Source organism: Geodermatophilus sp. SYSU D01180 (genome assembly GCF_054050415.1).
Window position 1 is genome coordinate 214161 of the sequence record NZ_JBJGZH010000002.1, and the last position, 24544, is coordinate 238704.

The window sequence follows — 24544 nt, forward strand, 5'->3', positions numbered from 1 at the left end:
CCGGGCCCGTAGTGGAGCGCCCGCTCCACTACGGTGACCTCGTCCGTCCACGGAGGAGGTCCCGATGCCCCGGCCCCGGGTCCACGCGCCCGACGCGGTCCTCGACGCCGCCGAGGAGCTGCTCGTCGACCGGGGCCGCGCGCAGCTGACCGTCCGCGCGCTGGCCGCCCGGTCGGGGGCCTCGAACGGCAGCATCTACCACGCCTTCGGCTCGCTGGAGACCGTCGTGGGTGCCGCCTGGCTGCGCCGCGCGCGGCAGTTCCTCGACCAGCAGGAGGCCGCCGTCGCCGCGGCCGGCCGGGACGCCCGCCGCGCCGTGCAGGCCGCCGCGGACGCCCCGGCCCGGCTCGCCGGGCAGGACCTGCGGGCGGCGCGGCTGCTGGTCGGGCTGCCGCGCGACGACGTGCTCGCCGACGCCGTCGCCCCCGACGTCGCCGACGGCCTGCGCGCCCTGGACGCCGCACTGCTCGACACGCTGCGCCGGCTCGCCCGCTCGCTGTGGGACCGCGACGACGCGGCCGCCGTCGGTGCCGTCACCACCTGCGTCGTGCGGCTGCCCGCCGCCCTGCTCTTCCCCGGGATCCGCGCCGGGCGGGTGCACCCGCACACCCGCACCCAGCTCGCCGCCGCCGTCGGCGCGGTCGTCGACTGCGGCCCGCCGGCCTGAGCCCGCTCCACCCCACCCACCGAACCGGGAGACCACCGTGCCCACGCTCGACCGCTCCGACGACGTCTTCGTGCTCGACCTCGGCGCCGACGAGAACCGCTTCTCCCCCGACTGGCTCGCCGCCGTCGACGCCGCCCTGGACGAGGTGGAGGGCGCCTCCGGGCCCCGCGCCCTGGTCACCACGGCCACCGGCAAGTTCTTCTCCAACGGCCTGGACCTGGCCTGGCTGCTCGAGCACCCCGACCAGCGGGACGCCTACGTGGGCACGGTCCAGCGGCTGTTCGCCCGCGTGCTGGCGCTGCCGGTCGTGACCGTGGCGGCGGTCCAGGGCCACGCCTTCGCCGCCGGGGCGATGCTCGCGCTCGCGCACGACCAGCGGGTCATGCGCGCCGACCGCGGCTTCTGGTGCCTGCCCGAGATCGACATCGACCTCCCCTTCAGCCCCGGCATGTCCGCCCTGGTCCAGGCCCGGCTGACCCCGCAGACGGCGCACGTGGCGATGACCACCGGCCGCCGCTACGGCGGCACCGACGCCCTCGCCGCGGCGATCGTCGACCGCGCCGTCGTCGAGGAGGAGGTCCGCCCGGCCGCCGTCGAGATCGCCGCCGCGCACGCCGGGAAGGCCGGCCCGACCCTGGGCACCATCAAGTCCCGCCTGTACGCCCCGGTCCTCGCGCTGCTGCGGGGCGAGGTGTCACCCCGGGGCTGAGCGGGGGCCGAGGGCGGCCAGCAGTCCGGCGCGGGCGGTGGCCAGCGACGGGCCGTACCAGGTCAGCGCCCGCCCGGACACCAGCACCGACCGCACCCCGGGGAACGCCTCGGGGCCGTCGTCGGCAGTGAAGACGTAGGGCTCGTCGGGCAGCACGACGACGTCGGGCCGCGCGGCGCGGACGTCGTCGACGGCGACGTGCGGGTAGCGGTCCTCCCCCTCCCCGAAGGCGTTGACCAGGCCCAGGCGGGCGAGCACGTCGCCGGTGAAGGTGCGCGGGCCGACCACCATCCACGGGTCCCGCCACACCGGCACCGCGCAGCGCAGCGGCGGCTCGGGCGCCGGCCGCGCCCACTCGCGCGCGGCGTCCGTCAGCCACGCCGGCTCGGGGACCGCCAGCGCCTCGGCGAACAGCCGGCGCATCGAGGCCAGCGCCTCGTCCACCGACTCGACGACGGTCACCCAGACCGCGATGCCCGCCGCGCGCAGCCGGTCGACGTCCAGGCGCCGGTTCTCCTCCCGGTTGCAGACGACGACGTCCGGCGCCAGCGCGACGACCGCCGCCCGGTCGGGGTTCTTGGTGCCGCGGACGCGCGGCACGTCGAGCCCGGCCGGGTGGGTGCACCAGTCGGTGGCGCCGACCAGCCGGTCGGGCACGGTCACCGCCAGCGCCTCGGTCAGCGAGGGCACCAAGGAGACCACCCGGCGCGCCGGCCCCGCCAGCGGGACCGGCTCCCCCAGGTCGTCGACCGGGGCGGCAGAAATGGCCATTTCTGCCGCTAGACGTTGCGGCGGTACTGGCCGCCCACCTCGAAGAACGCGTCGGAGACCTGGCCGAGCGAGCACACCCGGACGGCGTCCATCAGCGCGTCGAAGACGTTGCCGCCCGTCGTCGCCGCCTCCTGCAGCCGGGCGAGCGCGGTCGGCGCCTCGTCGGCGTGCCGGGCGTGGAAGTCGGCCAGCCGGTCCAGCTGCGACTGCTTCTCCGCCTCGGTGGCCCGGGCCAGCTCCAGCTCCTTCGACGGAGCGTCGTCGCGGTGCGGATCGACGAAGGTGTTGACGCCGACGATCGGCAGCGAGCCGTCGTGCTTGCGGTGCTCGTAGAGCATCGACTCGTCCTGGATCCGGCCGCGCTGGTAGCCGGTCTCCATGGCACCCAGCACGCCGCCGCGCTCGGCGATCCGGTCGAACTCGGCCAGCACCGCCTCCTCGACCAGGTCGGTGAGCTCCTCCACGATCGCCGACCCCTGCAGCGGGTTCTCGTTGCCGGCCAGCCCCCACTCCCGGTCGATGATCATCTGGATGGCCAGCGCCCGGCGCACCGAGTGCTCCGACGGCGTGGTCACCGCCTCGTCGTAGGCGTTGGTGTGCAGCGAGTTGGCGTTGTCGTAGATCGCGCACAGCGCCTGCAGGGTGGTGCGGATGTCGTTGAAGTCCATCTCCTGCGCGTGCAGCGACCGGCCCGACGTCTGCACGTGGTACTTGAGCTGCTGCGACCGCGCGCCGGCGCCGTAGCGGTCGCGCATCGCGACCGCCCAGATCCGCCGGGCCACCCGGCCGATCACCGTGTACTCGGCGTCCATCCCGTTGGAGAAGAAGAAGCTCAGGTTGGGCGCGAAGTCGTCGATCGCCATGCCGCGGGCGAGGTAGGCCTCGACGTAGGTGAAGCCGTTGGCCAGCGTGAAGGCGAGCTGGCTGATGGGGTTCGCCCCGGCCTCGGCGATGTGGTAGCCGGAGATCGAGACCGAGTAGAAGTTGCGCACCCGGTGCTGGATGAACCACTCCTGGATGTCGGCCATGCAGCGCAGCGCGAACTCGGTCGAGAAGATGCAGGTGTTCTGACCCTGGTCCTCCTTGAGGATGTCGGCCTGCACCGTGCCGCGGACGTTGGCCAGCACCCAGGCGCGGACCTCCTCGGCCTCGGCGGCGTCGGGCTCGCGGCCCTCCTCCTCGCGGAACCGGTCCAGCCGCTGCTCGATCGCGGTGTTCATGAACATCGCGAGGATCGCCGGCGCGGGGCCGTTGATCGTCATCGACACCGACGTCGTGGGCGCGCACAGGTCGAACCCGTCGTAGAGCACGCGCATGTCGTCGAGGGTGGCGATGGAGACGCCGGAGGTGCCGACCTTGCCGTAGACGTCGGGCCGCGGCTGCGGGTCGCGGCCGTAGAGGGTCACCGAGTCGAACGCCGTGGACAGCCGGGTGGCCTCGTTGCCGGCCGACAGCACCCGGAACCGCCGGTTGGTGCGGAACGCGTCGCCCTCGCCGGCGAACATCCGCGCCGGGGCCTCGCCGGAGCGCTTGAACGGGAAGACGCCGGCCGTGTACGGGAAGGAGCCGGGCAGGTTCTCCCGCCGCAGGAAGCGCAGCAGGCCGGCGGCGTCGGAGGTCCGGGGCAGCGCCACCCGCGGCACCTTCGTCCCGGACAGCGTCTCCCGGGTCAGCGGCGTGCGGATCTCCTTCCCGCGGACCGTGTAGACGAACTCGTCGCCGGAGTACTGCTCCACCCGCGCCGGCCACTCCTCGAGCAGCGCGCGCACCTCCGGCAGCAGCTCCCGGTCGGCGGCCTCCGCGGCCTCACGAGCGGCTGCGGCCGCGTCCCCGTCCAGCACCTCGGCCGCGGTGGTCAGGTGCTCGCGGCGGCGGACGACGGCGGCCTGCTCCTCGGTCACCCGGTGGTGCGCGCGCACCGCCTCGGCCACCTCGGCGAGGTACCGCGACCGCGACGACGGGACGACGCTGGCCAGCCCGGTCGAGGCGCGCACGTCCACCCGCGGCAGGACGCCGGTGCCCGCGGGCAGGCCCTTCTCGGCGAGCAGGCCGAGCAGGTGCTGGTAGAGCGCGGTGACGCCGTCGTCGTCGAACCGGGCGGCGCTGGTGCCGAACACCGGCATCTGCTCCCACGGGGTGCCGAACGCCTCGCGGTTGCGCACCATCTGCCGGGCGACGTCGCGGCGGGCGTCCTCCGCGCCGCGGCGCTCGAACTTGTTGATCGCGACGACGTCGGCGAGGTCGAGCATGTCGATCTTCTCGAGCTGCGAGGCGGCGCCGAACTCCGGCGTCATGACGTAGAGCGAGACGTCGCTGAACGGCACGATCGCCGCGTCGCCCTGCCCGATGCCCGGCGTCTCCACGATCACCAGGTCGAACCCGGCGGCCTTGACCGCGGCGAGGACGTCGTCGAGGTGCGCGGGCACCTGGGCGCCGGCGGCGCGGGTGGCCATCGAGCGGAAGAAGGTGTGCGAGCCCTCACCGGACTCCAGCGCGTTCATCCGGATCCGGTCGCCGAGCAGCGCGCCGCCCCCGCGGCGGCGGGTGGGGTCGACCGCGACGACGGCGACCCGCAGCTTGTCCTCCTGGTCGCGGCGCAGCCGGCGCAGCAGCTCGTCGGTGAGCGAGGACTTGCCCGACCCGCCGGTGCCGGTGATGCCCAGGACCGGCACGGTGCGGGCCGCGGCGGCCTCGCGCACGCGGGCGGCGAGCGCCTCGTCGGCGCCGGCCTCCAGCACGCTGATCGCCCGCGCCAGCGCCCGCGGGTCGCCGGTGAGCAGCGCGTCGACGTCGGGGCCCTCGGTGGTGAGGTCGACGTCGCAGGCGCGGACGAGCTCGTTGATCATCCCGGGCAGGCCCAGGCGGGCGCCGTCCTCGGGGCTGAACACCCGCACCCCGCGCTCGGCGAGCAGCGCGATCTCCTCGGACACGATGACGCCGCCACCGCCGCCGAAGACCTGCACGTGGCCCGCCCCGGCGTCGGCCAGCCGCTCCTTGAGGTAGCTGAAGTACTCGACGTGCCCGCCCTGGTAGCTGGAGATCGCGACGCCCTGCACGTCCTCCTCGACGGCGGCGCGCACCACCTCGTCGACGCCGCGGTCGTGACCGAGGTGCACCACCTCCGCGCCCTGGCTCTGCAGCAGCCGCCGCATCACGTTGATCGCCGCGTCGTGCCCGTCGAACAGGCTGGCCGCGGTGACGAAGCGGACGGGGTGGACGGGCACGTGCAGCTGCGCAGACGCCATGGCTGAACGGTAGGCCTGATTTAGTAGGACGTCCAACCATCTCGGCGTGTCCCGCACGGGGCGTCGCCGACCGGCCCGGAGACGGCGTCCCGGTGGGAGGCTCTGCGGCACGCGCGGGAACCCCTCGTCAGGTCCCGGCCGTCGTGTCAGGGTGCCCGCCGTCCCCGAACCGAACGGAGCAGCACCCCCATGGCCTTCCGCAACCTGATGGCGAAGCTCGGCGCCGGCAACGCGAGCGTCGACGCCGTCCTCGACCGCCCGGTGACCACCCCCGGCGGCACCGTGACCGGCACCGTGCACCTCACCGGCGGGCAGGTCGCCCAGGAGATCAACGTGATCCGGGTGTCCCTGCAGGCCACCGTGGAGGTGGAGAGCGGCGACCACGAGTGGAGGGAGAACGTCACCTTCGGCACCGCGCCGATCGCCGGCGCCGGCCGGATCGAGGCGGGCGCCAAGGCGGCGATCCCGTTCAGCTTCCCGGTGCCCTGGCAGTGCCCGTTCACGACGCTCGACGGCTGGACGCTGCGCGGCGTGAAGATCGGTCTGCGCACCAAGGTCGACATCCCCGGCGCCGTCGACCCCGGCGACCTCGACGCGGTCACCGTCGAGCCGCTGCCGGTGCAGCGCACCGTGATCCAGGCGCTCGGCGGCCTGGGCTTCGGCTTCCGCGGCGCCGACGTCGAGAAGGGCCGGCTGGCCGGCAGCGACCTGCCCTTCTACCAGGAGGTCGAGTTCGCGCCGCCGTCGTCGCTGCGCAGGAACATCAACGAGCTCGAGGTGACCTTCCTGGCCGGCCCTCAGGGCGTCGAGGTCGTGCTCGAGGTGGACCGGCGCGGCGGCCTGCTCACCGAGGGCCGCGACGTCGGCGGCCGGCTCCGCTTCGGCCTGCACGAGACCGACGTGTCCGGGGTGGCGGCGCAGCTCGACGCCGCCGTCCGCCAGCTCGGCGCCCGGCGCGGCTGGCTCTGAGCAGCCCGGACCGGGCCCTGACACGGGACGGGGCGGCCGCGCGCCTGCGGGACCTCCCGCGGCGCGCGGCCGGCCGCCCCGACCTGCGGCATGCCGCCGTCGCCGTCTGCGTCACCTGCGCCGGCGACGTCCCGGCCCTGCTGGTCACCCGCCGCGCGGCCGGGCTGCGGGCGCACGCCGGGCAGTGGGCGCTGCCCGGCGGCCGGCTCGACCCGGGCGAGACCCCGGTGCAGGCCGCGCTGCGCGAGCTGGAGGAGGAGGTCGGACTGGTCCGCGGGGAGGACGACGTCCTCGGCCTGCTCGACGACTACGTGACCCGCTCCGGCTACGTCATGACGCCGGTGGTCGTGTGGGCCGGCGACGCCGGGGAGCTGCGCCCGGCCGAGGCCGAGGTGGCCGCGGCGTACCAGGTGCCGCTGGCCGACCTCGACGTCGAGCCGGCGCTGGTGTCCATCCCCGAGTCCGACGCCCCGGTCATCCGGCTGCCGCTGCTCGGCGGGTGGGTGCACGCCCCGACCGCCGCGGTCGTGTACCAGTTCTGCCAGGTGGTGTGCCGCGGGCTGCCCACCCGCGTGGCCCACCTGGAGCAGCCGGTCTTCGCCTGGCGCTAGCGGCGGTGCCAGCGGGCGGCGCCGTAGGAGGCCAGCCCCAGCACGATCCCCGACAGGACGGCGCTGCGCCTCGCCACGTCGCCCTCGGCGCGGGAGGTCCACACCGCGGCGGCGTCCAGCGCGGTGAGCAGCAGCGTCACCTCGGTGGTCCGCCGCGCCTGCGGCGCCGGGGTGACCAGCAGCGCGGCGCCCATCGCGATGTTGCGGGCCGCGCCCAGGCGCACCAGCAGCGGCAGCGCGACGTCGCCCCGCGCGGCGTCGGGGCGCACCCCGAGCGTCCGCGCGATCCACCGGGGCGCGAACAGCGCCGCCGTCCCGATCCACATCGACAGCGACCCGACGGTCCTGCGGGTGACGTCCCAGTCGTGACTGCTCACGGGCGGCCCTTGCCCGCGGACGCCCTGCTCGAACCGGCGGCGAGCACCAGCACGACGGCGAGGAACGGCAGCGTCGCCCAGCTGGCCACCACGTCGCTGACCGTCGCCACGGTGAACGCCGCCGCCGACGGGGCGTCCAGCGGGCCGACCACGCCGTCGACACCGAGCGCGGCCACCGACGCCGGGACGGTCAGCAGCGCCGACACCGCGCCGCCGAGCACCACCCCGGCGAGCACCGCGGCCGGCGAGGTGCGCACCGCCCGCAGCGCGGTCGCCGTCCCCCGTCCCAGCGCGCCGGCGGGCCGCCCCCGGCCGTCGCCGGGCAGGCCGGTGAGCGCGCCGGTCAGCCACAGCTGGGCGATCAGGGCGGTGGCGAAGCCGACGACGTCGACCAGCAGCGCGTGCCCGACGCCCGGGTCGTCGTACACGAGCAGCTGGCGCAGCACGTCGGGGACGGTGTTGACCAGCGTGACCGCGAGCGAGAGGGCGTAGACCCGCCCGGCGTGCCGGCGCAGCAGCGCCAGGGTCTCCCGGACGACCGCGGGGACGCGCACGCCCGCCGTCGTCGTGCCCGGTGCGGTCGTGCCCCGGGTGGTCATGCCCGCGTCGCGACGGCCTGGACCCAGCGGTCGCCGGCCGCCCGCCGCAGCCGCCCCGGCGGCACCTCCAGCCCGTGCGCGCTCAGCTCGGCCAGCAGCTGCTCGGTGGAGAACCGGTCGGCCGGGTGGCGGGAGACCGCGCGCAGCCACTGCGCGTCGACGAACCGCGCGGTCATCTCGGTGAGCGCCAGCTGCCCGCCCGGGCGCAGCACCCGCGCGACCTCGGCGACGGCGGCCCGCCAGTCGGGGATGTGGTGCAGCGCGTGGAAGTCGACGACGAGGTCGGCGCTCGCGTCGTCGACCGGGAGCGCGGTGGCGTCCCCGACGCGGAAGGTGACCCGGTCGGCGAGGTCGGCGCAGGCGATCCGGGCGCGGCCGACGGTGGCCGGGTACAGGTCGAACGCCGTCACCCGCGTGGCGCCGAGCCGCTCGACTGCGACCCGCGCGCCCAGGCCGCGGCGGCCGGTGCCGATCTCGACGACGCGCTCGCCGCGGGCGCCGAGGCGGCGCAGGATCCGCCCCTCGACCCGCAGGCCGATCTCGTACCGGGGACGGGAGTCGACCCAGAGGCGGTTGGCGTCGACGTAGGTGGGGGGCACGGTGCGGCTCCCGTGCGCGGCAGTCATGTCGGACGGCTACCCACGTCGCGGGCGAGCGCACCGTAGACGTCGCGGGCGTGGTCGAAGACGAGGAAGTGCCCCTCGCCGGCGTGCCAGTGCGCGGTGACCGACGGCAGCATCCCGGCGAGCACCCGGCCGAGCGCGACCGGCACCTGCCAGTCCTGGGTGCCGTGCCAGATGTGGACGTGCTGGCGGACCTCCCCCACGGGGAAGCCCCACGGCCGGAACAGCAGCGCCCGGTCCTCGGCCAGCACCCCGGCGCCCTGGCGCAGCCCCTCGGTGAACGTCCGCGCCAGCACCCGCCGCACCGCGGGCCGCCCGATCACCCGCCGGTCGGCCGGGTTCAGCCGCAGCTGCAGGTAGCGGGGCAGCAGCTGCGGGCGGACGGTGAGCGGCGCGAACACCGGCAGCAGCAGCGCCGCCGTCGCCGGGGACGGGCGGTGCGCGGCGGCCCGGACCGACGTCGGCAGCCAGCCCGGCCACGGCCACGGGACGTCCGGCGGCGGGGCGCCGCCGAGGATCCCCACGGCGGACACCCGGTCGGGCAGGGCGTGCGCGCAGGCCAGCGCGTAGGCGGCGCCGCCGGACAGCGAGAGGACGGCGAACCGGTCGATGCCGAGGGCGTCGAGCAGCTGGACGACGTCGCCCGGCCAGTCGGTCACCCGCCGGCCCGGCTGCGGGTCGGAGGCGCCGAAGCCGGGCCGGTCGGGGACGACGAACCGCACGCCCCACCGGCGGTAGGCGGCGGGGTCCTCGACGTGCCGCTCCAGCCGGGAGCTGGGCGAGCCGTGGCAGCCGAGCACCGGCCGGCCGTCGGGGTCGCCCCACTCGGCGTAGGCCATCGTGCGGCCGTCGCGCAGCTGCAGCCGGCCCTCGCGGGGCCCGTCGGCGGAGTCGGTGCCGGGGTGCATGCCCGGGGGCTACCCGGCGGGCGGGCGGGTCAGGCGCGGCGGCCGAGCAGCGCCAGGACCCGCGTCGGCCGGTCGGCGCCCTCCGGCGCGTCCACCTGCCGGCAGATGCCCTCCGTGTAGAGGGCGTCGCCCCAGGTGCGGGCGCCGGACTCGATGCGGTCGAGCTCGGCGGCGGTCAGCGTCGCGTCCTGTCCGGTGGCGCGGGCGAGGTCCCAGCGGTGGACGACCATGTCCCACACGTAGAACTGCGCCAGGGTCTCCCCCACCGTCGTCGGGCCGGAGTAGCCGTCGTAGCCGGCGTCGGCGACGGCCGGGTCGGCGACGGCGGCGAGCACCCGGTCGGCGTGCTCGCGCAGCGCCGCGGCGGGGCCGGCGGCGACGTCGGGCGCGGGACCGAGGTCGACGCCCCGGCCGGTGAGGAACTCGCGCTGGGTGTCGACGAGGTGCGCCACCAGGTCGCGGGCGGTCCAGTCCTCGCACGGCGTGGCGGCGTCCCACCCGGCGGCGGGCACGGCGTCGGCGACGGCGAGCAGCGGCTCGAGGACGGCGGCGTAGTCGGCGGCGATCGGGGTGGTGGTCGTCGTGTCCATGGCCCGAGCCTGGCCGCGTGCGGCAGCCTGCGTCTTGATGGAACCCGACAGCACCGCCGTCCCCCGCCGCGACGCCGTCGAGCGGGCGCACCTGCGCGACCCGCGCGACGCCTCGCACGTCATGTACCGCTACGAGGTCACGGGCCCCCTGGCCGCGCTGGTGCAGCGGTTCTGGATCCCGGTGTGGTCGGTGGCGCCCGGCGGGGAGGCGGTGCAGCGGGTGCTGCAGTACCCGGTCTGCCTGCTCGTCGTCACGCCGGACTACGCCCGCTTCTACGGCGTCGTGTCGGGGCTGTCGACGACGACGCTCACCGGCGACGGCTGGGCGGTCGGCGTCATGCTCACCCCCGCCGCGGGCGCGCTGGTGGCCGGCGGGCCGGTGGCCCCGTTCACCGACCGGCACGTCGACGTCGGCGAGGTGCTCGGCGGCGGCGGCGCCCGGCTGGCCGCCCGGGTGCGCGCGGCGATGGCGGCCGACCCGCACTCCCCCGCCGCGCACGCGCAGGCGCGGGCCGCCTACGACGACGCGCTGCGCCGGTTCCTGCCGGTCGACGAGGAGGGCGCGCTGGTGGACCGGCTGGTCGCGCTGGTCGAGTCGCGGCCGGACCTCACCCGCGTGGACCAGTTGTGCGCCGAGACGGGGCTGTCCGAGCGCGCGCTGCAGCGGCTGGTGTCCCGCCGGCTGGGCCTCACGCCCAAGTGGCTGGTGCAGCGGCGTCGGCTGCAGGAGGCCGCGGGCCGGCTGCGCGACCGGACGGCGACGCTCGGCGGGGTCGCCGCCGACCTGGGCTACGCCGACCAGCCGCACCTGACCCGCGACTTCGCCCGGGTCACCGGGATGACGCCGGGCGAGTTCGCCGCGCGGTACGCGCAGTAGCGGCCGTCGTGCTCCCGCGACAGCTCGTCGATCTGCGCCCGCGCCCCGGGGCCGGTGGTCGTGCCGGTCACCCGGCCGCGCGCCTCGGTGCAGGCGGGCTCGCGGGTGACCGGGTGGAGCGAGGGGCCGTCCCGGGTGTCCGCCACCGCGGGTACCCACCCCGTCCGGTTCCGGTGCACGCCGTCCGTGTTGCGGGCCCCGACCCGGCAGCCCACCGTGGGGCGACCGCCGTCCCCTCCCCGTCCTGGAGCTGCCATGGCCTCCCTGTCGAAGGACCCGGGCGCCGCCCCGTCCGCCGGCGACCGCCCGACCCCTCGACAGCGAGGCGACCGCACGCACTGGCTCTACATCGCGGTGATCGCGGCGGTGGTCCTCGGGATCGTCGTCGGCCTGGTGTTCCCCGGCTTCGCCACCTCGCTGGAGTGGCTGGGGACGGCGTTCGTCGGGTTGATCAAGATGCTCATCGCGCCGGTCATCTTCTGCACGATCGTGCTGGGCATCGGCGCGATCCGGAAGGCCGCCGCGGTGGGCCGGATCGGCGGCCTGGCGCTGGGCTACTTCCTGCTGATGTCCACGGTCGCGCTGGCGATCGGGCTGGTCGTGGGCAACCTGCTGCACCCCGGTGACGGGCTGGCGCTGTCGGAGGAGCTGCGCGGCCGCGGCTCGGAGCTGGCCGAGACCGCCGAGGAGAGCGGCGGCACGGTCGACTTCCTGCTCGGCCTGATCCCGACGACGCTGGTCTCCGCGCTCACCGACGGGTCGGTGCTGCAGGCGCTGCTGGTCGCGCTGCTCGCCGGGTTCGCCATCCAGGCGATGGGCGCGTCCGGGGAGCCGCTGCTGCGCGGGATCGGGCACCTGCAGAAGCTCGTCTTCCGGATCCTCGCGATGGTCATGTGGCTGGCCCCGGTCGGCGCGTTCGGCGCGATCGCGGCGGTGGTCGGCGAGACCGGCGTCGACGCGCTGAAGAGCCTCGCCGTGATCATGCTGGGCTTCTACGCCACCTGCGCGGTGTTCGTCTTCGTGGTCCTGGGCCTGATCCTGCGGCTGGTGGCGCGGCTCAACGTCTTCCGGCTGCTCAGGTACCTGGGCCGGGAGTTCCTGCTCATCCTGTCGACGTCGTCGTCGGAGACGGCGCTGCCGCGGCTGATCGCGAAGATGGAGCACGCCGGGGTCAGCCAGCCGGTGGCCGGGATCGTCGTGCCGACCGGCTACTCGTTCAACCTCGACGGCACCGCCATCTACCTGACGATGGCCTCGCTGTTCATCGCCGAGGCGCTCGGCGACCCGCTGTCGATCGGCGAGCAGGTCGGCCTGCTGCTCTTCATGATCATCGCGTCCAAGGGCGCCGCCGGGGTCACCGGCGCGGGGCTGGCGACCCTCGCCGGCGGCCTGTCGGCGCACCGGCCCGAGCTGCTCGACGGCGTCGGGCTGATCGTCGGCATCGACCGCTTCATGTCCGAGGCCCGCGCGCTGACCAACTTCGCCGGCAACGCGGTCGCCACCGTGCTGGTGGCCACCTGGACCCGGCAGCTGGACCGCGAGCGGCTCGAGGCGGCGCTGTCGGGTGCGGCGCCCTTCGACGAGGCCCGCATGCTCGACGAGCACGGCGGGTCCGAGCTGCCCGACGACGCCACCAGCGCCGGCCCCGGCGGCCGGGACGCCGACGCCGGGCTGCGCCGGCTGGCCGGGAGCTCGAAGCGGTAGCCGCGGCGGGCTGGCCGGGCGACGCCGCGGCGCTGGCCGCCGAGCAGGACCGGCTGGCCCCGCTGCGCCCGCCGCCGTGGACCCCGCCCGCGGGGCCGCTCGCCGGCGCGGTGGCCGCGGTCGAGGACGCGGCAGGGCTGGTCGCGGCGGCGGTGCTGGGGGACGCGGCCGCCGTCGTCCGGAGGCCGGCGGCGGGCCCCTACGCGCCGGCGCTGCTCGCGCTGCGGGAGGGGCCGCCGCTGGCCGCCGCGGTGGCCGGGCTGCCCCGCCGGCCGGACGTCCTGCTCGTCGCGGCGGCGGGACGGGACCACCCGCGGCGGGCCGGGCTCGCGCTGCACCTGGGCGCCGTGCTGGACCTCCCGAGCGTCGGCGTCACCGACCGGCCGCTGGCCGCCCGCGGCGACCCGCCGGGGCCGGCGCGCGGGGACGCCGCTCCCCTGCTGCTCGGCGGCGAGGAGGTGGCGCGGGCGGTGCGGGTGGTGCCCGGGGTCCGCCCGGTGGTGGCCTCGGCCGGCTGGCGCACCGGCCCGGCGACCGCGGCCGCCGTCGTCCTGGCGACGACGGCCGGCGTCCGCACGCCGGAGCCGCTGCGCGCGGCCCGCCGGGTGGCCCGGCTCAGCCGCGGTCGGCCGGGGTGAGGCCCTCGATCACCGCGGCCATGTCCACCGCGCCCGGGTCCTCGAGCCGGCCGGCGGCGATGAGCCGGCCGTCATCAGCCCGCCCTCGAGGTGGGCGCAGGCGGAGTCGACCGGCCCGCCCTCCATCGCGTCGAGGGAGTGCTGCGGGTCCTGGCCGAGGGCGCGGGCCAGCGCGATCGCCTGCGCGGTGCCGGCGGTGAGCACGAACAGCCACGAGTCGCAGGCGAGCTCGAGCCGGCTGCCGGCGCCCGCCTCGCCCAGCCACAGGGTCTTCGAGCCCAGCGCGTCGAACACCGGCGCCAGCCGCTCGCGCGCCTCCGGGCCGCTGGCCAGCAGGGTCAGCGCGCCCTTCGCGGCCGGCTCCCTGGTGCCGAGCACGGGGCAGTCGACGAGCACCAGGTCCAGCTCGCGGGCCGCCGCGACGGTGCGGTCGGCGCCCTCGACGCCGACGGTGGAGCACTGCAGCCACGTCGTCCCGGCGGCGGGGCGGCCTGCCGGACGACGTCGAGCACCGCGTCGGCGTCGAGCAGCACGGTCAGGACGACGTCGGCGCCGCCGGCCGCCTCCGCCGGGGACCCGAACGCCTCCGCGCCGGTGCCGGTGAGCGCCCGCGCCTCGGCGGGGTCCCGGTTCCCCGTCCGGACGGGCAGCCCGGCCCGCCGCAGCGAGGTGACCATCCCCGCGCCCATCGTCCCGGTGCCGAGCACCCGCCACCGTCGGTCCGGCCGTGCGGGTCCTCCCCGGGGATCAGTGGTGCGCGGCGTGGGCGTGGCTGTGCACGCCTTCCGGACCGTGCTGCTCGGCCTCCTCCGCCCGGCTGCGGCGCAGGTCGACCACGCCCAGCACGAGCGCGGCGCCCGCTCCCAGGACGGACACCGCCAGCCCGGCCGCGGCCGCCGTCGGGTAGTCCCCGGACGCCGACAGCACGAGGTAGAACAGTCCGGGCAGCGCCGCGGTGCCGACGGCCGCGCCGAAGCGCTGCGCCGTCTGCAGGCCCCCGCCGGCCGACCCGGCCATGGACACCGGCACGTCGCGCAGGGTCATCGTGATGTTGGGCGAGATGACGAACCCGCCGCCGATGCCGCCCACCAGCAGCGCCGGCGCGATCGCCCACCCGGCCGCCGACGGCGGGACCACCAGCAGGACTCCCGCGGCCGCCGCGAGGCCGACCATGACGCCCGACAGCCCGAACACCGTCAGCCGCCGGCCGTGCCGCTCCACCAACCGCCCGGCCACGACCGCCGCCGACGCCGACCCGAGCGCGAACGGCGTCACCGCCAGCCCCGACTGCAGCGGCGTGTAGTCCAGCCCGGTCTGGAAGAACAGCGCGAACACCAGCCAGATGCCGCTGAACCCGACGAAGTAGACGGTGCCCAGCGCCGCGCCGATGCCGTAGCCGCGGGTCCGCGTGACCAGCCGGGGGTCGAACACCGGCTGCCCGTCGCGGGCCACCACCCGCCGCTCCCACGCGACGAACACCACCAGCAGCGCCGCCCCGACGACGAACAGCCACCACAGCCGCGCGAGCCCGCCGGACTCCGCCTGCACCAGCGGGAAGAGCACGGCCAGCGCCCCGGCGCCGAGCAGCAGCACCCCGGCGACGTCGATCCGCCCGCGCCCGCCGCCCCCGCCGCGGGGCAGCAGCCGCAGCGCGAGCGCGAACGCGACGACGCCGATCGGCACGTTGACGTAGAACAGCCACCGCCAGCCGCCCGGCCCGTCGGCCAGTCCGAGGATGGCGCCGCCGACGACCGGGCCGACGGCGGTGGAGATCCCGACCGTGGCGCCGAACAGGCCGAACGCCCGCCCGCGCTCGGCGCCGCGGAACAGCTGCTGGATGAGGGCGGAGTTCTGCGGCGCCAGGCACCCCGCCGCCAGCCCCTGCACCAGCCGGGCGGCGACCAGCCAGCCCACCGACGGCGCCGCGCCGGCCGCGGCGCTGGAGAGCACGAACCCGGCCAGCCCGAGGAGGAACAGCCGCCGGCGGCCGAACGCGTCGCCCAGCCGGCCGGCGGGGACCAGCATCAGCCCGAAGGTCAGCGCGTACCCGGAGACCACCCACTGCACGGTGGCGGGCGTCGCCCCCAGGTCGGACTGCAGGGAGGGGAGCGCGACCGACACGATGCTGACGTCGAGCAGGCTCATGAAGCCGACCACGAGCGTCACCGACAGCGCGGTCCACCGCTTCGGGTCCGGGCGGTACCCCTCGTCCCCGGCGGGGGCCTGCGACGGGGCGTCGGCGGATGCGCGTGGCGGCACGGGGAGGCCTCTTCCGGGTGCAGCGGGGGCGTGACCGCCGTCCGGCCGGCCGCGCCGTGCTGCCCTACCCGGTCGTGCCCCACCGACACCCGCGGGTGCCGGTGGCGGCCGTCAGTCGAGGACGGCGGTGGCGTCGACCTCGACCAGCAGGTCCGGCTCCGCGAGCGCGGCCACCGGGAGCAGGGTGACCGGCCGGGTCAGGTCGCGGCCGAGCCGGGCCGACGCCCGGGCCACGCCCTCGCCGAGCGCCGGCAGCTTCTCCGGGCTCCAGTCGACGACGTGGAGGACGAGCTTGGCCACGTCGTCGAACGTGCCGCCGGCGGCCTCCAGCGCGGTGGCCACGTTGAGGAACGCCTGCTCGGTCTGCGCGGCGAGGTCGCCCGGGCCGACCGGCTCGCCCTCGGCGGTGCGGGCGACCTGGCCGGCCAGGTAGACGGTGCGGCTGCCGGTGGCGATGGCCATCTGCCGGTAGACGCCGGGGACGGGCAGGCCGGGCGGGTCGATCAGCTGGACGGTCACGGTTCCTCCTCGGGAGTGGCGGGAGCCAGAACATAACGGCGCTATGCGACAGTTCCGGGGTGCCGAGGCGTCCCGACCCGGCCGTCCGCCGGCTGCTGGTCGAGCGGGCGGCGCGGATGCTCGCCGGCCGGGAGCCGGTGACCCTGCGGTCGCTGGTCGAGGGCACCGGCGCCTCGACGATGGCCGTCTACACGCACTTCGGCGGCATGCCGGGGCTGTGGCGCGCGGTGCGGCAGGAGGGCTTCACCCGGCTCGCGGACCGGCTGGACGCCGTCGCCCGCACCGCCGACCCGGTGCACGACCTGGCCGCGCTCGGGGTGGCCTACGCGCGCAACGCGCTGGACGCCCCGGAGCTGTACCGGGCGATGTTCGACGCCCGCGCCGGCCTGGCCGACGCCGCGGCCGCCGACGCGACGTTCCAGCGGCTGGTGGACGCCGTCGCCCGCGCCCGTGACGACGGCCGGCTGGCCGCGGGCACGGACCCGCTCGCCCTGGCCACCCGCTACTGGGCCGCGGGGCACGGCCTGGTGTCGCTGGTCGTGCAGGGCGTGCTGCCCGCCGAGGTCCTCGCGCCGCAGGCCGTGGACACGGCCGTCGCCCTGCTCACCGCCGCCGGTGACGACCCCGCGCGCTGCCGGGCCTCGGTGCAGCGGGCCTGGTCGGGCGGCTGACAGCGCAAGAACGGTCGGGCCACGCGGCCGCCCGGCTCGCCAGACTCGACCCGTGACCCCGCCCGGCCGCGACCGCCTCCGCGAACTGCTCGACGCCGTCCTCGACGAGGAGAACCGCACGCTGTCCGACATGGCCGGCGACGCGTACGCCTCGCCGTTCCACTTCAGCCGGCAGGTGTCCGGCGGCGCCGGGGAGTCCCCGGTCGCGCTGCGCCGCCGGGTGGTGCTCGAGCGCGCGGCCTGGCAGCTGCGGCAGGGCGCGAGCGTGACCGACGCCGCGTTCGCCGCGGGCTACGAGTCGGTCGAGGGGTTCAGCCGGGCGTTCGTTCGCGCCTACGGCCGCAGCCCGGGCTCCGCCCACGCGGGCAGCGCCGCGCGGGACGGGCACTGGCTGCCCGCGCCCAACGGCATCCACTTCCACCCGCCGGCGTCGCTGTGGGTGGCCGACGAGCCCGCACGCCGCGGCGGCGGCGACGAGGTGACCGCGCTGCTGGTGCACCACGGCGTCGAGGACACCCGCGCCCTGCTCGAGCTGGCCAAGGGCCTGCCCGACGGGGAGTACCACCGGGTGCGGGCGCCGGGCCACACGGTCCTCGCCTGGGACGGTGCCGAGGAGACGCTGGCCGCCGTCCTCGACACCCTCGTCTGGTCGCTGGAGGTCTGGGTGGCCTCGATCGAGGGCGGGGAGCACCCCGTCCGCGGCGCCGACGACCCGGCCGCGCTCATCGACCGGCACGACGCCGTCGCGCCGCGCTGGCTCGCCGTCGTCCGCGAGATGGCCCGCCGCGGCGCCTGGGGCGACCGGCTGGTCGACGCGCTGTGCGAGCCGCCGGAGAGCTTCGTGCTCGGCAGCGTCGTCGCGCACGTCCTCACCTTCTCCGCGCACCGCCGGCTGCTCGCCCGGCACTGGCTGCGCGAGGCCGGCGTCGCGGTCGACGCCGGCGACCCCATCGAGTGGCTCTCCCGGAGGGACCGATGACCCGCACCGTCTACTACACCGCCACGACCCTCGACGGCTTCATCGCCGGCCCCGGCCACTCGCTGGACTGGCTGCTCACCCGCGAGGCCGACCACGAGGGCGCGATGGGCTACAAGGCGTTCGAGAAGACCGTCGGCTCGCTGGTCATGGGCGCCTCCACGTACGAGTGGGTGCGCGAGCACGGCGGCCCGGACGCCTGGAGCTACGACCAGCCCGCGTGGGTGCTCACCCACCGGCAGCTGACGCCGTACGAGGGCGCGGACATCCGCTTCACCGCCGCGGACACCCCCGACGAGCTGCGCGCGCTGCACGCGGAGATGACCGCCGCGGCCGGCGACCTCGACGTCTGGGTGGTCGGCGGCGGCCCGGTGGCCGCGCAGTTCGCCGGGGCGGGGCTGCTGGACGAGGTCGTCGTCTCGATCGCGCCGGTCACCCTGGGCGCCGGGATGCCGCTGCTGCCGGCGCACGTCGAGCTGATCACCCGGGAGGTCGCGCAGAACGGCGAGTTCGCCGTCGTGCGCTACGACGTCGCCCGCCCCGGCTCCTGACCCGCCCGGGAAGTCGACAGCTCGACACCTCGACGTCCCGACACCTCGACGTCCCGACACCTCGACGTCCGGACAGCTCGACGAGGCGACGTCCCGACCTGCCGACAGCCCGGCTCAGCCGCGCTCGTGCGGCACGTCGTAGGGCGTCTCGTCCCAGCCCCGCGCGTCGTCGGCGGCGCCGTGGACGTCCCGGCCGACGAGGATGGCGCCGGTCTAAGCCACCATCGCCTCGACGACCGGCCGGCTCCCTTCGGGCGGGGCGGGGAACCAGTCGTGGAGCCCGACGTCGGCCCCGCCGGGACCGCTCACCAGGCCGTCGACGGAGACCGCCGTGTCCGGCAGCACGCGCGCCATGGAGGGAGGACCGGGCGCGCCCGCCGGACTCGGCGGTCAGGCGGTGCGGATCACCGAGACGTCGAACTCCACCTGGATGCGGTCGCTGACGAGCCACCCGCCCGTCTCCAGCGCCGTGTTCCAGGTCAGGCCCCACTCGCTGCGCTTGATCGCCAGCGCGCCCTCGAAGCCGACCCGGGTGTTGCCGAACGGGTCCTTCGCCGAGCCGGTCATCGCGAACTCGACGGTCACCGGGCGGGTGACGTCGCGGATGGTGAGGTCGCCGGTCACCTCGTAGGTGTCGTCGTCGGTCTGCTCGACGTCGGTGGAGGTGAAGACCATCTCCGGGAACCGCTCGACGTCGAGGAAGTCCGGCGAGCGCAGGTGCGCGTCCCGGTCGGCCTGGCCGGTGTCGATGCTCGCGGTCCTGATCCGGATCGTCACGCTGCTGGCCCCGGGCTTCTGCACGTCGAGGTGCGCCTCGCCGGCGAACTCGGTGAACGAGCCGCGGACGGTCGTCACCATCGCGTGCCGCGCCCGGATGCCGATCCGGGTGTGCGCCACGTCGATGGTGTAGTCGCCCGTGACGTCGGCCAGCGCGGCCGTCGCCGCGTCGAAGTCGGTGGGGTCGCTCTCTGCTGCCCGGTGCTTGGCCACGTGTCCGTCCTTCCCCCTCGCTGACACACCATCCTCGCCGATCCCGCCGACGGTGCCACCGCCGGGCTCCGGGACCGGGCGGCGGACGCCCTCAGCGGCCGGGGCGGAACGGGTTGCGGCCCGGCCGGAACAGGGTCTCCTGGGTCAGACTCGCGGCCAGGACGCCGACGCGGGTGGTCACCGAGCCGGTGTACCAGCCGCGCCCGCCGGAGACCGTGTGCGGGACCAGGTCCACGAGCACCCAGTCGTCGAGCCGGGCCGCCCGGTGGAACCACACCGCGTGGTCCAGCGTCGGGCCGGGCGCCGCCTCGTCCTCGGGCAGCGCCGACAGCCCGGTGCCGATGTCGGACAGGTAGGTGAGCGCGCAGGCGTGCACCAGCGGGTCGTCGGGCAGCGCCACGGTGGACCGCGACCAGAACCGGGTGGGCCAGGAGGCGGCCGGGTGCGGCTGGGAGGGGCGGCGGCCGTCCATCGTGAACAGCCGGGGCAGCGCGAACGGCTCGCACTCCGTGGGGTCCTCGGCCGCCGGCGCCGCGGCCACCTGGACGTCGGGCCCGGCGGTGGGCGCCTGGAACGACGCCGACATCGACAGCACCACCTCGCCGCCCTGCACCGCGACCACCCGGCGCGCGGAGAACGACCCGCCGTCGCGGTCGCGGTCGACGCGGAAGACGGTCGGCCGGGCGGCGTCACCGCTGCGGAGGAAGTAGCCGTGCAGCGAGTGCGGCAGCCGGTCGGGCGCCACCGTGCGGCCGGCGGCGAGCAGTGCCTGCGCCGCGACCTGCCCGCCGTAGAGCGGGAACGGGTCGGTGAACACCAGCGTGCTGCGGTAGAGGTCCCGGTCGATCTCCTCGAGCGTCAGGACGTCGAGCAGGGTCGGCTCTCCCGCGGTCGTGGTCACGACCGGCGAAACTAACCGGGCCCGGAGCCGCCGTGCGAGGCGGCCCCGGAGGAAGGACCCCCGTGCCCCCCACCCCTCGCACGGTCGGGGCGGGCCCCTGCACGGGGGCCGATCCGGAGGGCGGTTACAGCAGCTCGAGGATGGTGGCGTTGGCCTGGCCGCCGCCCTCGCACATCGTCTGCAGGCCGTAGCGGATGCCGTTGTCCCGCATGTGGTGCACCAGCGTCGTCATGATCCGCGCGCCCGAGCCGCCGAGCGGGTGGCCGAGGGCGATGGCGCCGCCGTTGGGGTTGAGCGACTTCTCGTCGGCGCCGAGGTCGGCCAGCCACGCCAGCGGCACCGGCGCGAAGGCCTCGTTGACCTCGAAGACGCCGATCTCGTCGATCGACAGCCCCGACTTCGCCAGCGCCTTCTGCGTGGCCGGGATCGGCGCGGTGAGCATGACCACCGGGTCGGCGCCGGCGAGCACCGCGGTGTGCACCCGGGCGATCGGGCGCAGGCCGAGCTCGGCGGCCTTCTCCGACGTCGTCATGAGCAGCGCGGCCGAGCCGTCGGAGATCTGCGAGGAGTTGCCGGCGGTGATGACGCCGTCCTCCTTGAACGCGGTCTTGAGGCTGCCGAGCTTCTCCACCGACGACTCGCGGATGCCCTCGTCCTGGCTGACGACGGTGCCGTCGGGCGTGGTCACCGGCGCGATCTGGGCGTCGAAGCGGCCCTCGGCGCGGGCGGCGGCGGCCTTCTCGTGGGAGGCGACGGAGAACTCGTCGCACCGCTGGCGCGACAGGCCCCACCGCTCGGCGATCGTCTCCGCGCCCAGGCCCTGGTTGATCTTCGCGCCGCCGTAGCGCTCGGAGAACCGCGTCCCGAACGGGTTGGCGTCCTGCCGCGCGCTGCCCATCGGCACCCGCGACATCGACTCCACGCCGCCGGCGACGACGACGTCGTACTGGCCCGAGACCAGGCCCGCGGCGGCGAAGTGCACCGACTGCTGCGAGGAGCCGCACTGCCGGTCGACGGTCACGCCGGTGACCGTCTCCGGCCAGCCCGCGGCCAGCGCCGCCGTCCGGGCGATGTCGAAGGTCTGCTCCCCGACCTGGGACACGCAGCCCCAGATGACGTCCTCGATCTCGGCCGGGTCGACGCCGGCCCGCTCGGCCAGCGACGTGAGGACGTGCGCGGACAGGTCGACCGGGTGCACCCCGGACAGCCCGCCGTTGCGCTTGCCCACGGGCGTGCGCACCGCCTCGACGATCACCGCGTCACGCATGTCTGCTCCCTCCGACCGGGTGTGGTGCCCGGCACACTAACCCGCGGTCCCGGCCGGCTCGGCGGCACGGGCCGGGCGGCGGGCGAGGAACCCCGCCGCGAGGGCCGCGAGCAGCGCCGCGGTGACCCAGCCGAGCCCGCTGCCGGCCAGCGGCAGCCCCGTCCCCGCCGACGCCCGGACGACGAGCAGCACGGCGGCCACCCCGAGGGCGGTGCCGAGCTGCGCGGCGGTGTTCACCGCGCCGGCCGCCGTCCCCTGCAGCTCCGGGCCGACGTCGGTGCCCAGCGACGTGGCGGCCACCGAGGACAGCCCGATGCCCAGCCCCGCGACGGCGACCGCGGCCGACACCACCCAGGTGCCCCGGCCCGCGCCGAGCAGCGCCGCGTCGCCGACGGCGATGACGGCCAGCCCCGCGGCGGCGGTGGCGCGCGACGAGGTGCGCCGCAGCACCCGCGCGGCCAGGCCCGCGCCGACGACGACGCACAGGCTGAAGGGCACCAGCGCCAGCCCCGCGGCGGTCGCGCCGAGGCCGCCGGCGTCCTGCAGGTGGAGCGTGGCGACGGTGACCGCCGAGCTGGTGGTGGCGGTGTTGGCCGCCGAGGCGAGCACGCCGCGGCGCAGGCGGGGGTGCCCGACGGCGGCCCGCGGCAGCAGGGGGTCCGGCGAGCGCCGCTCGACCGCGGGCAGGCACGCGGCGGCGGCGAGGCCGGCGAGGAGGAGCGCGACGCCGGCGGTCCGGGACGCGCCGCCCTCGAGCAGCGACGCGCCGGCCACCACCGCCGCCACCGCGGCCGTGAGCACCGCGGCACCGGGCAGGTCGAGCGCTCCCCCGGTCCGCCGCGGGGTCGGCGGGGCCGTGCGGTGCACCGCCGCCAGGAGCAGGGCGGCCAGCGGCACCTGCACCCAGAACAGCAGCCGCCAGCCGGCCAGGTCGGTGAGCACGCCGCCGAGCACGAGCCCGCTGGCGCCGGCGGCCGCGCCGGTCGCGCTCCAGGCGGCCAGCGCTCGCCGCCGCGCGCTCCCCTCCTCCGTCGCGGCGGTCAGCAGGCGCAGCGCGGTCGGCACGGACAGCGCGGCCGCGGCCCCCAGGGCGCCGCGCGCCACCACCAGCACCCCGGCCGACGGGGCGACCGCGGCCAGCAGCGACGCCGTGCCGAAGCCGGCCAGCCCGGCCCCCAGGACCCGCGCGTGGCCGAACCGGTCGCCCAGGCGCGCGGCCGGCATCAGCAGCGCCCCGAACAGGACGGCGTAGACGGTCACCACCGGCGCGGCGGCCGACGGCGGCGCGCCGAGGTCGGCCAGCATCGTGGGCAGCGCCGCGACGACCAGCGTGGTGCCGAGGACGTCGACGAACTGCACCGCGCACAGGGTCGGGACCGCTGCCGGACCTGCCATGCCGGGGCGGGTACCCCGCTTCTTCATCGATGAAGCACGACGGGGTGCCGTCCCGTCCCGGGGGAAGCGGGGCCGCCCCGTGTCGCGGGCCCCACAGGACCGCCGTGCGCCCCTAACCTGCGCCGCGTGAGCCGAGACCGTCCCGAGCACGGCGGCCCCGCCGGCCGGCCGATCCCCCCGCGGCTCGACCCGCGCGCCGGCCGCCCCGCCCGCGACCGCTCCCCCGGTGCCGCCCGGGCCGGCGCCCGCGGGAACCCGGCGCCGCGCCGCCGCTCCTCCGGGGGCGCCGTCGCGGCCCGCGTCGTCGCCGCCGTCGTGTCGGTCGTCGTGCTGGCCGGGAGCGGGTGGGGCTGGTACCTGGGCCGGCTGGCCGACTCGACGGTCAACCGCACCGACGCCATCCCGGCCGACGGCAACGCCGAGTCCGGCGGCATGCCCGAGGCGGTGAACCTGCTGCTGGTCGGCAACGACAGCCGGGCCGACCTCACCCCCGAGCAGCTCGCCGAGCTCAACGCCGGCGTCGACTCCGGCACGAACACCGACACGATGATCCTGGTGCACGTCCCCGCCGACGGGTCGGGAGCGTCGTTCGTCTCCTTCCCGCGCGACTCCTGGGTGGAGATCCCCGGGCACGGGACGGACAAGCTCAACGCCGCCTACGCCTACGGCGCCGCCGAGGTCGACGACGCCGCGCCCGAGAGCGAGAAGCAGGCCGCCGGCGCCCAGCTGCTGATCCGGACGATCAACCAGCTGTCGGGGCTGCGGATCGACCACTACGCCGAGGTCGACCTGCTCGGCTTCTTCGAGCTCACCAGCGTCGTCGGCGGCGTCGAGGTCAACCTCTGCCACGCCGTCGACGACTCGCAGTACTCCGGCGCGGTGTTCCCCGCCGGGGAGCAGACGATCTCCGGCGCCGACGCGCTGAAGTTCGTCCGCCAGCGGCACGGCGTCCGCCCGGACGGCTCCCCCGCCCTCCCCCGGGGCGACCTGGACCGCATCGTCCGCCAGCAGGTCTTCATCGGCGGGGTGCTCCGCAAGATCCTGTCCCAGGACGTGCTGCTGGACCTCGGCAAGCAGCGGGAGCTGATCCGGGCGGCGTCGGAGTCGCTGACCGTCGACGAGGACCTCGACCTGCTCGACCTCGCCCAGCAGATGCAGTCGGTGACGGCCGGGGACATCCGGTTCCAGACCGTCCCCGTCGCCGACCCGAACGCCGAGAACGAGGACGGCGCCTCGATCGTGGAGCTGGCCGACGAGGCCACGCTGCGGGCGTTCTTCGCGGGCCTGTCCGCCGAGCCCGAGGCGCCCGCGTCGGAGGCCCCGGCGCCGCCGGCGACGGTCGACCCGTCGGAGGTCTCGGTCGCCGTCTACAACGGCTCCGGGATCGCCGGGATCGCCGCGGAGGCCACGGCCGACCTGGAGGCCGCGGGCTTCCCGGTGGTCAGCACCGGCAACGCCGACAGCACCGACCACGGGACGACGACGATCCGGCACGCCCCCGGCGACGAGGCGCTGGCGGCCACGCTCGCCGCGCAGGTCCCGGGAGCGGTTCCCGAGGTCGCCGACGACGCCACCCCCGGCACCGTCCAGTTGATCCTGGGCGCGGACTTCAACGGCATCGGCCAGGCCCCCACCCCGCCCGCGGACACCGGCGACACCGCCGCGCCCACCGAGGAGCCGCGCACCGCCGCCGACACCGGCTGCATCAACTAGGACCCACCCTCGAC

The 24544-nt window shown here is 76.5% G+C and carries 26 protein-coding genes and 1 pseudogene; 11 read left to right on the forward strand and 16 right to left on the reverse strand.

Translation table 11 applies throughout. The annotated features are described in order from the left end of the window. The first annotated feature begins 64 nt into the window (after positions 1-64). Together ACI8AA_RS03770 and ACI8AA_RS03775 are read left to right on the forward strand one after the other, a co-directional pair. Positions 65-667: a helix-turn-helix domain-containing protein gene (locus tag ACI8AA_RS03770; RefSeq protein ID WP_457043187.1), complete on the forward strand. Its 603-nt coding sequence runs from the start codon at positions 65-67 to the stop codon at positions 665-667. A gap of 37 nt (positions 668-704) precedes the next feature. Continuing rightward, positions 705-1376, forward strand: coding sequence for an enoyl-CoA hydratase-related protein (locus ACI8AA_RS03775; RefSeq protein ID WP_457043188.1), 672 nt, complete (start codon positions 705-707; stop codon positions 1374-1376). Here the strand turns inward: ACI8AA_RS03775 and ACI8AA_RS03780 are convergent. Together ACI8AA_RS03780 and icmF are read right to left on the reverse strand one after the other, a co-directional pair. After that, positions 1362-2147 carry a helical backbone metal receptor gene (locus ACI8AA_RS03780; protein WP_457043189.1) on the reverse strand — a complete coding sequence of 262 codons (786 nt, stop codon included), beginning with the start codon at positions 2145-2147 and terminating at the stop codon, positions 1362-1364. The genes ACI8AA_RS03775 and ACI8AA_RS03780 overlap by 15 nt on opposite strands. An 8-nt stretch (positions 2148-2155) precedes the next feature. Next, the gene (icmF, locus tag ACI8AA_RS03785) at positions 2156-5392 is read right to left on the reverse strand and encodes a fused isobutyryl-CoA mutase/GTPase IcmF (protein WP_457043190.1); all 3237 of its coding nucleotides are present in this window, start codon (positions 5390-5392) and stop codon (positions 2156-2158) included. 189 nt (positions 5393-5581) lie between these two features. Between icmF and ACI8AA_RS03790 the strand changes: the two genes are divergently transcribed. Together ACI8AA_RS03790 and ACI8AA_RS03795 are read left to right on the forward strand one after the other, a co-directional pair. Then, positions 5582-6361: a sporulation protein gene (locus ACI8AA_RS03790; protein ID WP_457043191.1), complete on the forward strand. Its 780-nt coding sequence runs from the start codon at positions 5582-5584 to the stop codon at positions 6359-6361. Positions 6362-6444: 83 nt separating this feature from the next. Continuing rightward, positions 6445-6972 (forward strand): NUDIX hydrolase, encoded by a 528-nt coding sequence (locus tag ACI8AA_RS03795; RefSeq protein WP_457043221.1) that lies wholly within the window; start codon positions 6445-6447, stop codon positions 6970-6972. Here the strand turns inward: ACI8AA_RS03795 and ACI8AA_RS03800 are convergent. The 5 genes from ACI8AA_RS03800 to ACI8AA_RS03820 are packed head-to-tail and all read right to left on the reverse strand — an operon-like array spanning position 6969 to position 10069. Continuing rightward, the gene (locus ACI8AA_RS03800; protein WP_457043192.1) at positions 6969-7349 is read right to left on the reverse strand and encodes a DUF4267 domain-containing protein; all 381 of its coding nucleotides are present in this window, start codon (positions 7347-7349) and stop codon (positions 6969-6971) included. The two genes, ACI8AA_RS03795 and ACI8AA_RS03800, sit on opposite strands and share 4 nt — an antisense overlap. Beyond that, the gene (locus ACI8AA_RS03805; protein WP_457043193.1) at positions 7346-7948 is read right to left on the reverse strand and encodes a hypothetical protein; all 603 of its coding nucleotides are present in this window, start codon (positions 7946-7948) and stop codon (positions 7346-7348) included. The genes ACI8AA_RS03800 and ACI8AA_RS03805 overlap by 4 nt, the downstream gene beginning before the upstream one ends. Continuing rightward, positions 7945-8547 carry a class I SAM-dependent methyltransferase gene (locus ACI8AA_RS03810; protein WP_457043194.1) on the reverse strand — a complete coding sequence of 201 codons (603 nt, stop codon included), beginning with the start codon at positions 8545-8547 and terminating at the stop codon, positions 7945-7947. The genes ACI8AA_RS03805 and ACI8AA_RS03810 overlap by 4 nt, the downstream gene beginning before the upstream one ends. 23 nt (positions 8548-8570) lie before the next feature. Beyond that, on the reverse strand, positions 8571-9479 hold the full coding sequence (locus tag ACI8AA_RS03815) for an alpha/beta fold hydrolase (RefSeq protein WP_457043195.1): 909 nt from the start codon (positions 9477-9479) through the stop codon (positions 8571-8573). Between the two features lie 29 nt (positions 9480-9508). Then, complete coding sequence (locus tag ACI8AA_RS03820; RefSeq protein ID WP_457043196.1) at positions 9509-10069, reverse strand: TIGR03086 family metal-binding protein; 561 nt, start codon at positions 10067-10069, stop codon at positions 9509-9511. A gap of 37 nt (positions 10070-10106) precedes the next feature. On the opposite strand from ACI8AA_RS03820, the gene ACI8AA_RS03825 reads away from it, so the two are divergent. The 3 genes from ACI8AA_RS03825 (at position 10107) to ACI8AA_RS03835 (ending at position 13288) form a co-directional block, all read left to right on the forward strand. After that, complete coding sequence (locus ACI8AA_RS03825; RefSeq protein WP_457043197.1) at positions 10107-10946, forward strand: helix-turn-helix domain-containing protein; 840 nt, start codon at positions 10107-10109, stop codon at positions 10944-10946. A 255-nt stretch (positions 10947-11201) separates the two neighbouring features. Beyond that, positions 11202-12650 carry a cation:dicarboxylate symporter family transporter gene (locus ACI8AA_RS03830; RefSeq protein ID WP_457043198.1) on the forward strand — a complete coding sequence of 483 codons (1449 nt, stop codon included), beginning with the start codon at positions 11202-11204 and terminating at the stop codon, positions 12648-12650. A 110-nt stretch (positions 12651-12760) separates the two neighbouring features. Next, entirely contained in the window at positions 12761-13288 is a 528-nt protein-coding gene (locus ACI8AA_RS03835; protein WP_457043199.1) for an endonuclease V, read from the forward strand. A 9-nt stretch (positions 13289-13297) separates the two neighbouring features. Here the strand turns inward: ACI8AA_RS03835 and ACI8AA_RS03840 are convergent, their stop codons facing one another. From ACI8AA_RS03840 to ACI8AA_RS03855, 4 genes and pseudogenes are all read right to left on the reverse strand, one after another. After that, positions 13298-13753 (reverse strand): NAD(P)-binding domain-containing protein, encoded by a 456-nt coding sequence (locus ACI8AA_RS03840; RefSeq protein ID WP_457043222.1) that lies wholly within the window; start codon positions 13751-13753, stop codon positions 13298-13300. 86 nt (positions 13754-13839) lie between these two features. Next, positions 13840-13977, reverse strand: a pseudogene (locus ACI8AA_RS03845) (NAD(P)-binding domain-containing protein); the annotation flags it as partial. A gap of 58 nt (positions 13978-14035) precedes the next feature. Then, positions 14036-15547, reverse strand: a complete 1512-nt coding sequence (locus ACI8AA_RS03850; RefSeq protein ID WP_457043200.1) for an MFS transporter — start codon at positions 15545-15547, stop codon at positions 14036-14038. 111 nt (positions 15548-15658) lie between these two features. Then, entirely contained in the window at positions 15659-16066 is a 408-nt protein-coding gene (locus ACI8AA_RS03855; RefSeq protein WP_457043201.1) for a RidA family protein, read from the reverse strand. Positions 16067-16125: 59 nt separating this feature from the next. On the opposite strand from ACI8AA_RS03855, the gene ACI8AA_RS03860 reads away from it, so the two are divergent. The 3 genes from ACI8AA_RS03860 to ACI8AA_RS03870 are packed head-to-tail and all read left to right on the forward strand — an operon-like array spanning position 16126 to position 18264. Next, the gene (locus ACI8AA_RS03860) at positions 16126-16737 is read left to right on the forward strand and encodes a TetR/AcrR family transcriptional regulator (RefSeq protein ID WP_457043202.1); all 612 of its coding nucleotides are present in this window, start codon (positions 16126-16128) and stop codon (positions 16735-16737) included. A gap of 52 nt (positions 16738-16789) precedes the next feature. Beyond that, complete coding sequence (locus ACI8AA_RS03865; protein WP_457043203.1) at positions 16790-17716, forward strand: helix-turn-helix domain-containing protein; 927 nt, start codon at positions 16790-16792, stop codon at positions 17714-17716. Next, on the forward strand, positions 17713-18264 hold the full coding sequence (locus ACI8AA_RS03870) for a dihydrofolate reductase family protein (protein ID WP_457043204.1): 552 nt from the start codon (positions 17713-17715) through the stop codon (positions 18262-18264). The genes ACI8AA_RS03865 and ACI8AA_RS03870 overlap by 4 nt, the downstream gene beginning before the upstream one ends. Before the next feature lie 213 nt (positions 18265-18477). Here ACI8AA_RS03870 and ACI8AA_RS03875 read toward each other — a convergent pair whose 3' ends face one another. From ACI8AA_RS03875 to ACI8AA_RS03895, 5 genes are all read right to left on the reverse strand, one after another. After that, the gene (locus tag ACI8AA_RS03875; RefSeq protein ID WP_457043205.1) at positions 18478-18618 is read right to left on the reverse strand and encodes a hypothetical protein; all 141 of its coding nucleotides are present in this window, start codon (positions 18616-18618) and stop codon (positions 18478-18480) included. Between the two features lie 36 nt (positions 18619-18654). Beyond that, complete coding sequence (locus ACI8AA_RS03880) at positions 18655-19254, reverse strand: YceI family protein (RefSeq protein ID WP_457043206.1); 600 nt, start codon at positions 19252-19254, stop codon at positions 18655-18657. A 91-nt stretch (positions 19255-19345) separates the two neighbouring features. Further along, positions 19346-20155: an acyl-CoA thioesterase gene (locus ACI8AA_RS03885; RefSeq protein WP_457043207.1), complete on the reverse strand. Its 810-nt coding sequence runs from the start codon at positions 20153-20155 to the stop codon at positions 19346-19348. Positions 20156-20279: 124 nt separating this feature from the next. Continuing rightward, positions 20280-21422, reverse strand: a complete 1143-nt coding sequence (locus tag ACI8AA_RS03890) for a thiolase family protein (protein WP_457043208.1) — start codon at positions 21420-21422, stop codon at positions 20280-20282. 36 nt (positions 21423-21458) lie between these two features. Continuing rightward, positions 21459-22817: an MFS transporter gene (locus tag ACI8AA_RS03895; RefSeq protein ID WP_457043209.1), complete on the reverse strand. Its 1359-nt coding sequence runs from the start codon at positions 22815-22817 to the stop codon at positions 21459-21461. A gap of 126 nt (positions 22818-22943) precedes the next feature. On the opposite strand from ACI8AA_RS03895, the gene ACI8AA_RS03900 reads away from it, so the two are divergent. Next, positions 22944-24530 carry an LCP family protein gene (locus tag ACI8AA_RS03900; RefSeq protein ID WP_457043210.1) on the forward strand — a complete coding sequence of 529 codons (1587 nt, stop codon included), beginning with the start codon at positions 22944-22946 and terminating at the stop codon, positions 24528-24530. The last annotated feature ends 14 nt before the right edge of the window (positions 24531-24544 follow it).

Excerpts from the sequence above, each read along its gene's own strand:
- ACI8AA_RS03830 (WP_457043198.1), top strand. The coding sequence starts at position 11,202 with ATGGCCTCCCTGTCGAAGGACCCGGGCGCCGCCCCGTCCGCCGGCGAC.
- ACI8AA_RS03805 (WP_457043193.1), bottom strand. The coding sequence starts at position 7,948 with ATGACCACCCGGGGCACGACCGCACCGGGCACGACGACGGCGGGCGTG.
- icmF (WP_457043190.1), bottom strand. The coding sequence starts at position 5,392 with ATGGCGTCTGCGCAGCTGCACGTGCCCGTCCACCCCGTCCGCTTCGTC.
- ACI8AA_RS03890 (WP_457043208.1), bottom strand. The coding sequence starts at position 21,422 with ATGCGTGACGCGGTGATCGTCGAGGCGGTGCGCACGCCCGTGGGCAAG.
- ACI8AA_RS03770 (WP_457043187.1), top strand. The coding sequence starts at position 65 with ATGCCCCGGCCCCGGGTCCACGCGCCCGACGCGGTCCTCGACGCCGCC.
- ACI8AA_RS03790 (WP_457043191.1), top strand. The coding sequence starts at position 5,582 with ATGGCCTTCCGCAACCTGATGGCGAAGCTCGGCGCCGGCAACGCGAGC.
- ACI8AA_RS03780 (WP_457043189.1), bottom strand. The coding sequence starts at position 2,147 with ATGGCCATTTCTGCCGCCCCGGTCGACGACCTGGGGGAGCCGGTCCCG.
- ACI8AA_RS03875 (WP_457043205.1), bottom strand. The coding sequence starts at position 18,618 with ATGGCGCGCGTGCTGCCGGACACGGCGGTCTCCGTCGACGGCCTGGTG.
- ACI8AA_RS03870 (WP_457043204.1), top strand. The coding sequence starts at position 17,713 with ATGACCCGCACCGTCTACTACACCGCCACGACCCTCGACGGCTTCATC.
- ACI8AA_RS03820 (WP_457043196.1), bottom strand. The coding sequence starts at position 10,069 with ATGGACACGACGACCACCACCCCGATCGCCGCCGACTACGCCGCCGTC.
- ACI8AA_RS03895 (WP_457043209.1), bottom strand. The coding sequence starts at position 22,817 with ATGGCAGGTCCGGCAGCGGTCCCGACCCTGTGCGCGGTGCAGTTCGTC.
- ACI8AA_RS03815 (WP_457043195.1), bottom strand. The coding sequence starts at position 9,479 with ATGCACCCCGGCACCGACTCCGCCGACGGGCCCCGCGAGGGCCGGCTG.
- ACI8AA_RS03825 (WP_457043197.1), top strand. The coding sequence starts at position 10,107 with ATGGAACCCGACAGCACCGCCGTCCCCCGCCGCGACGCCGTCGAGCGG.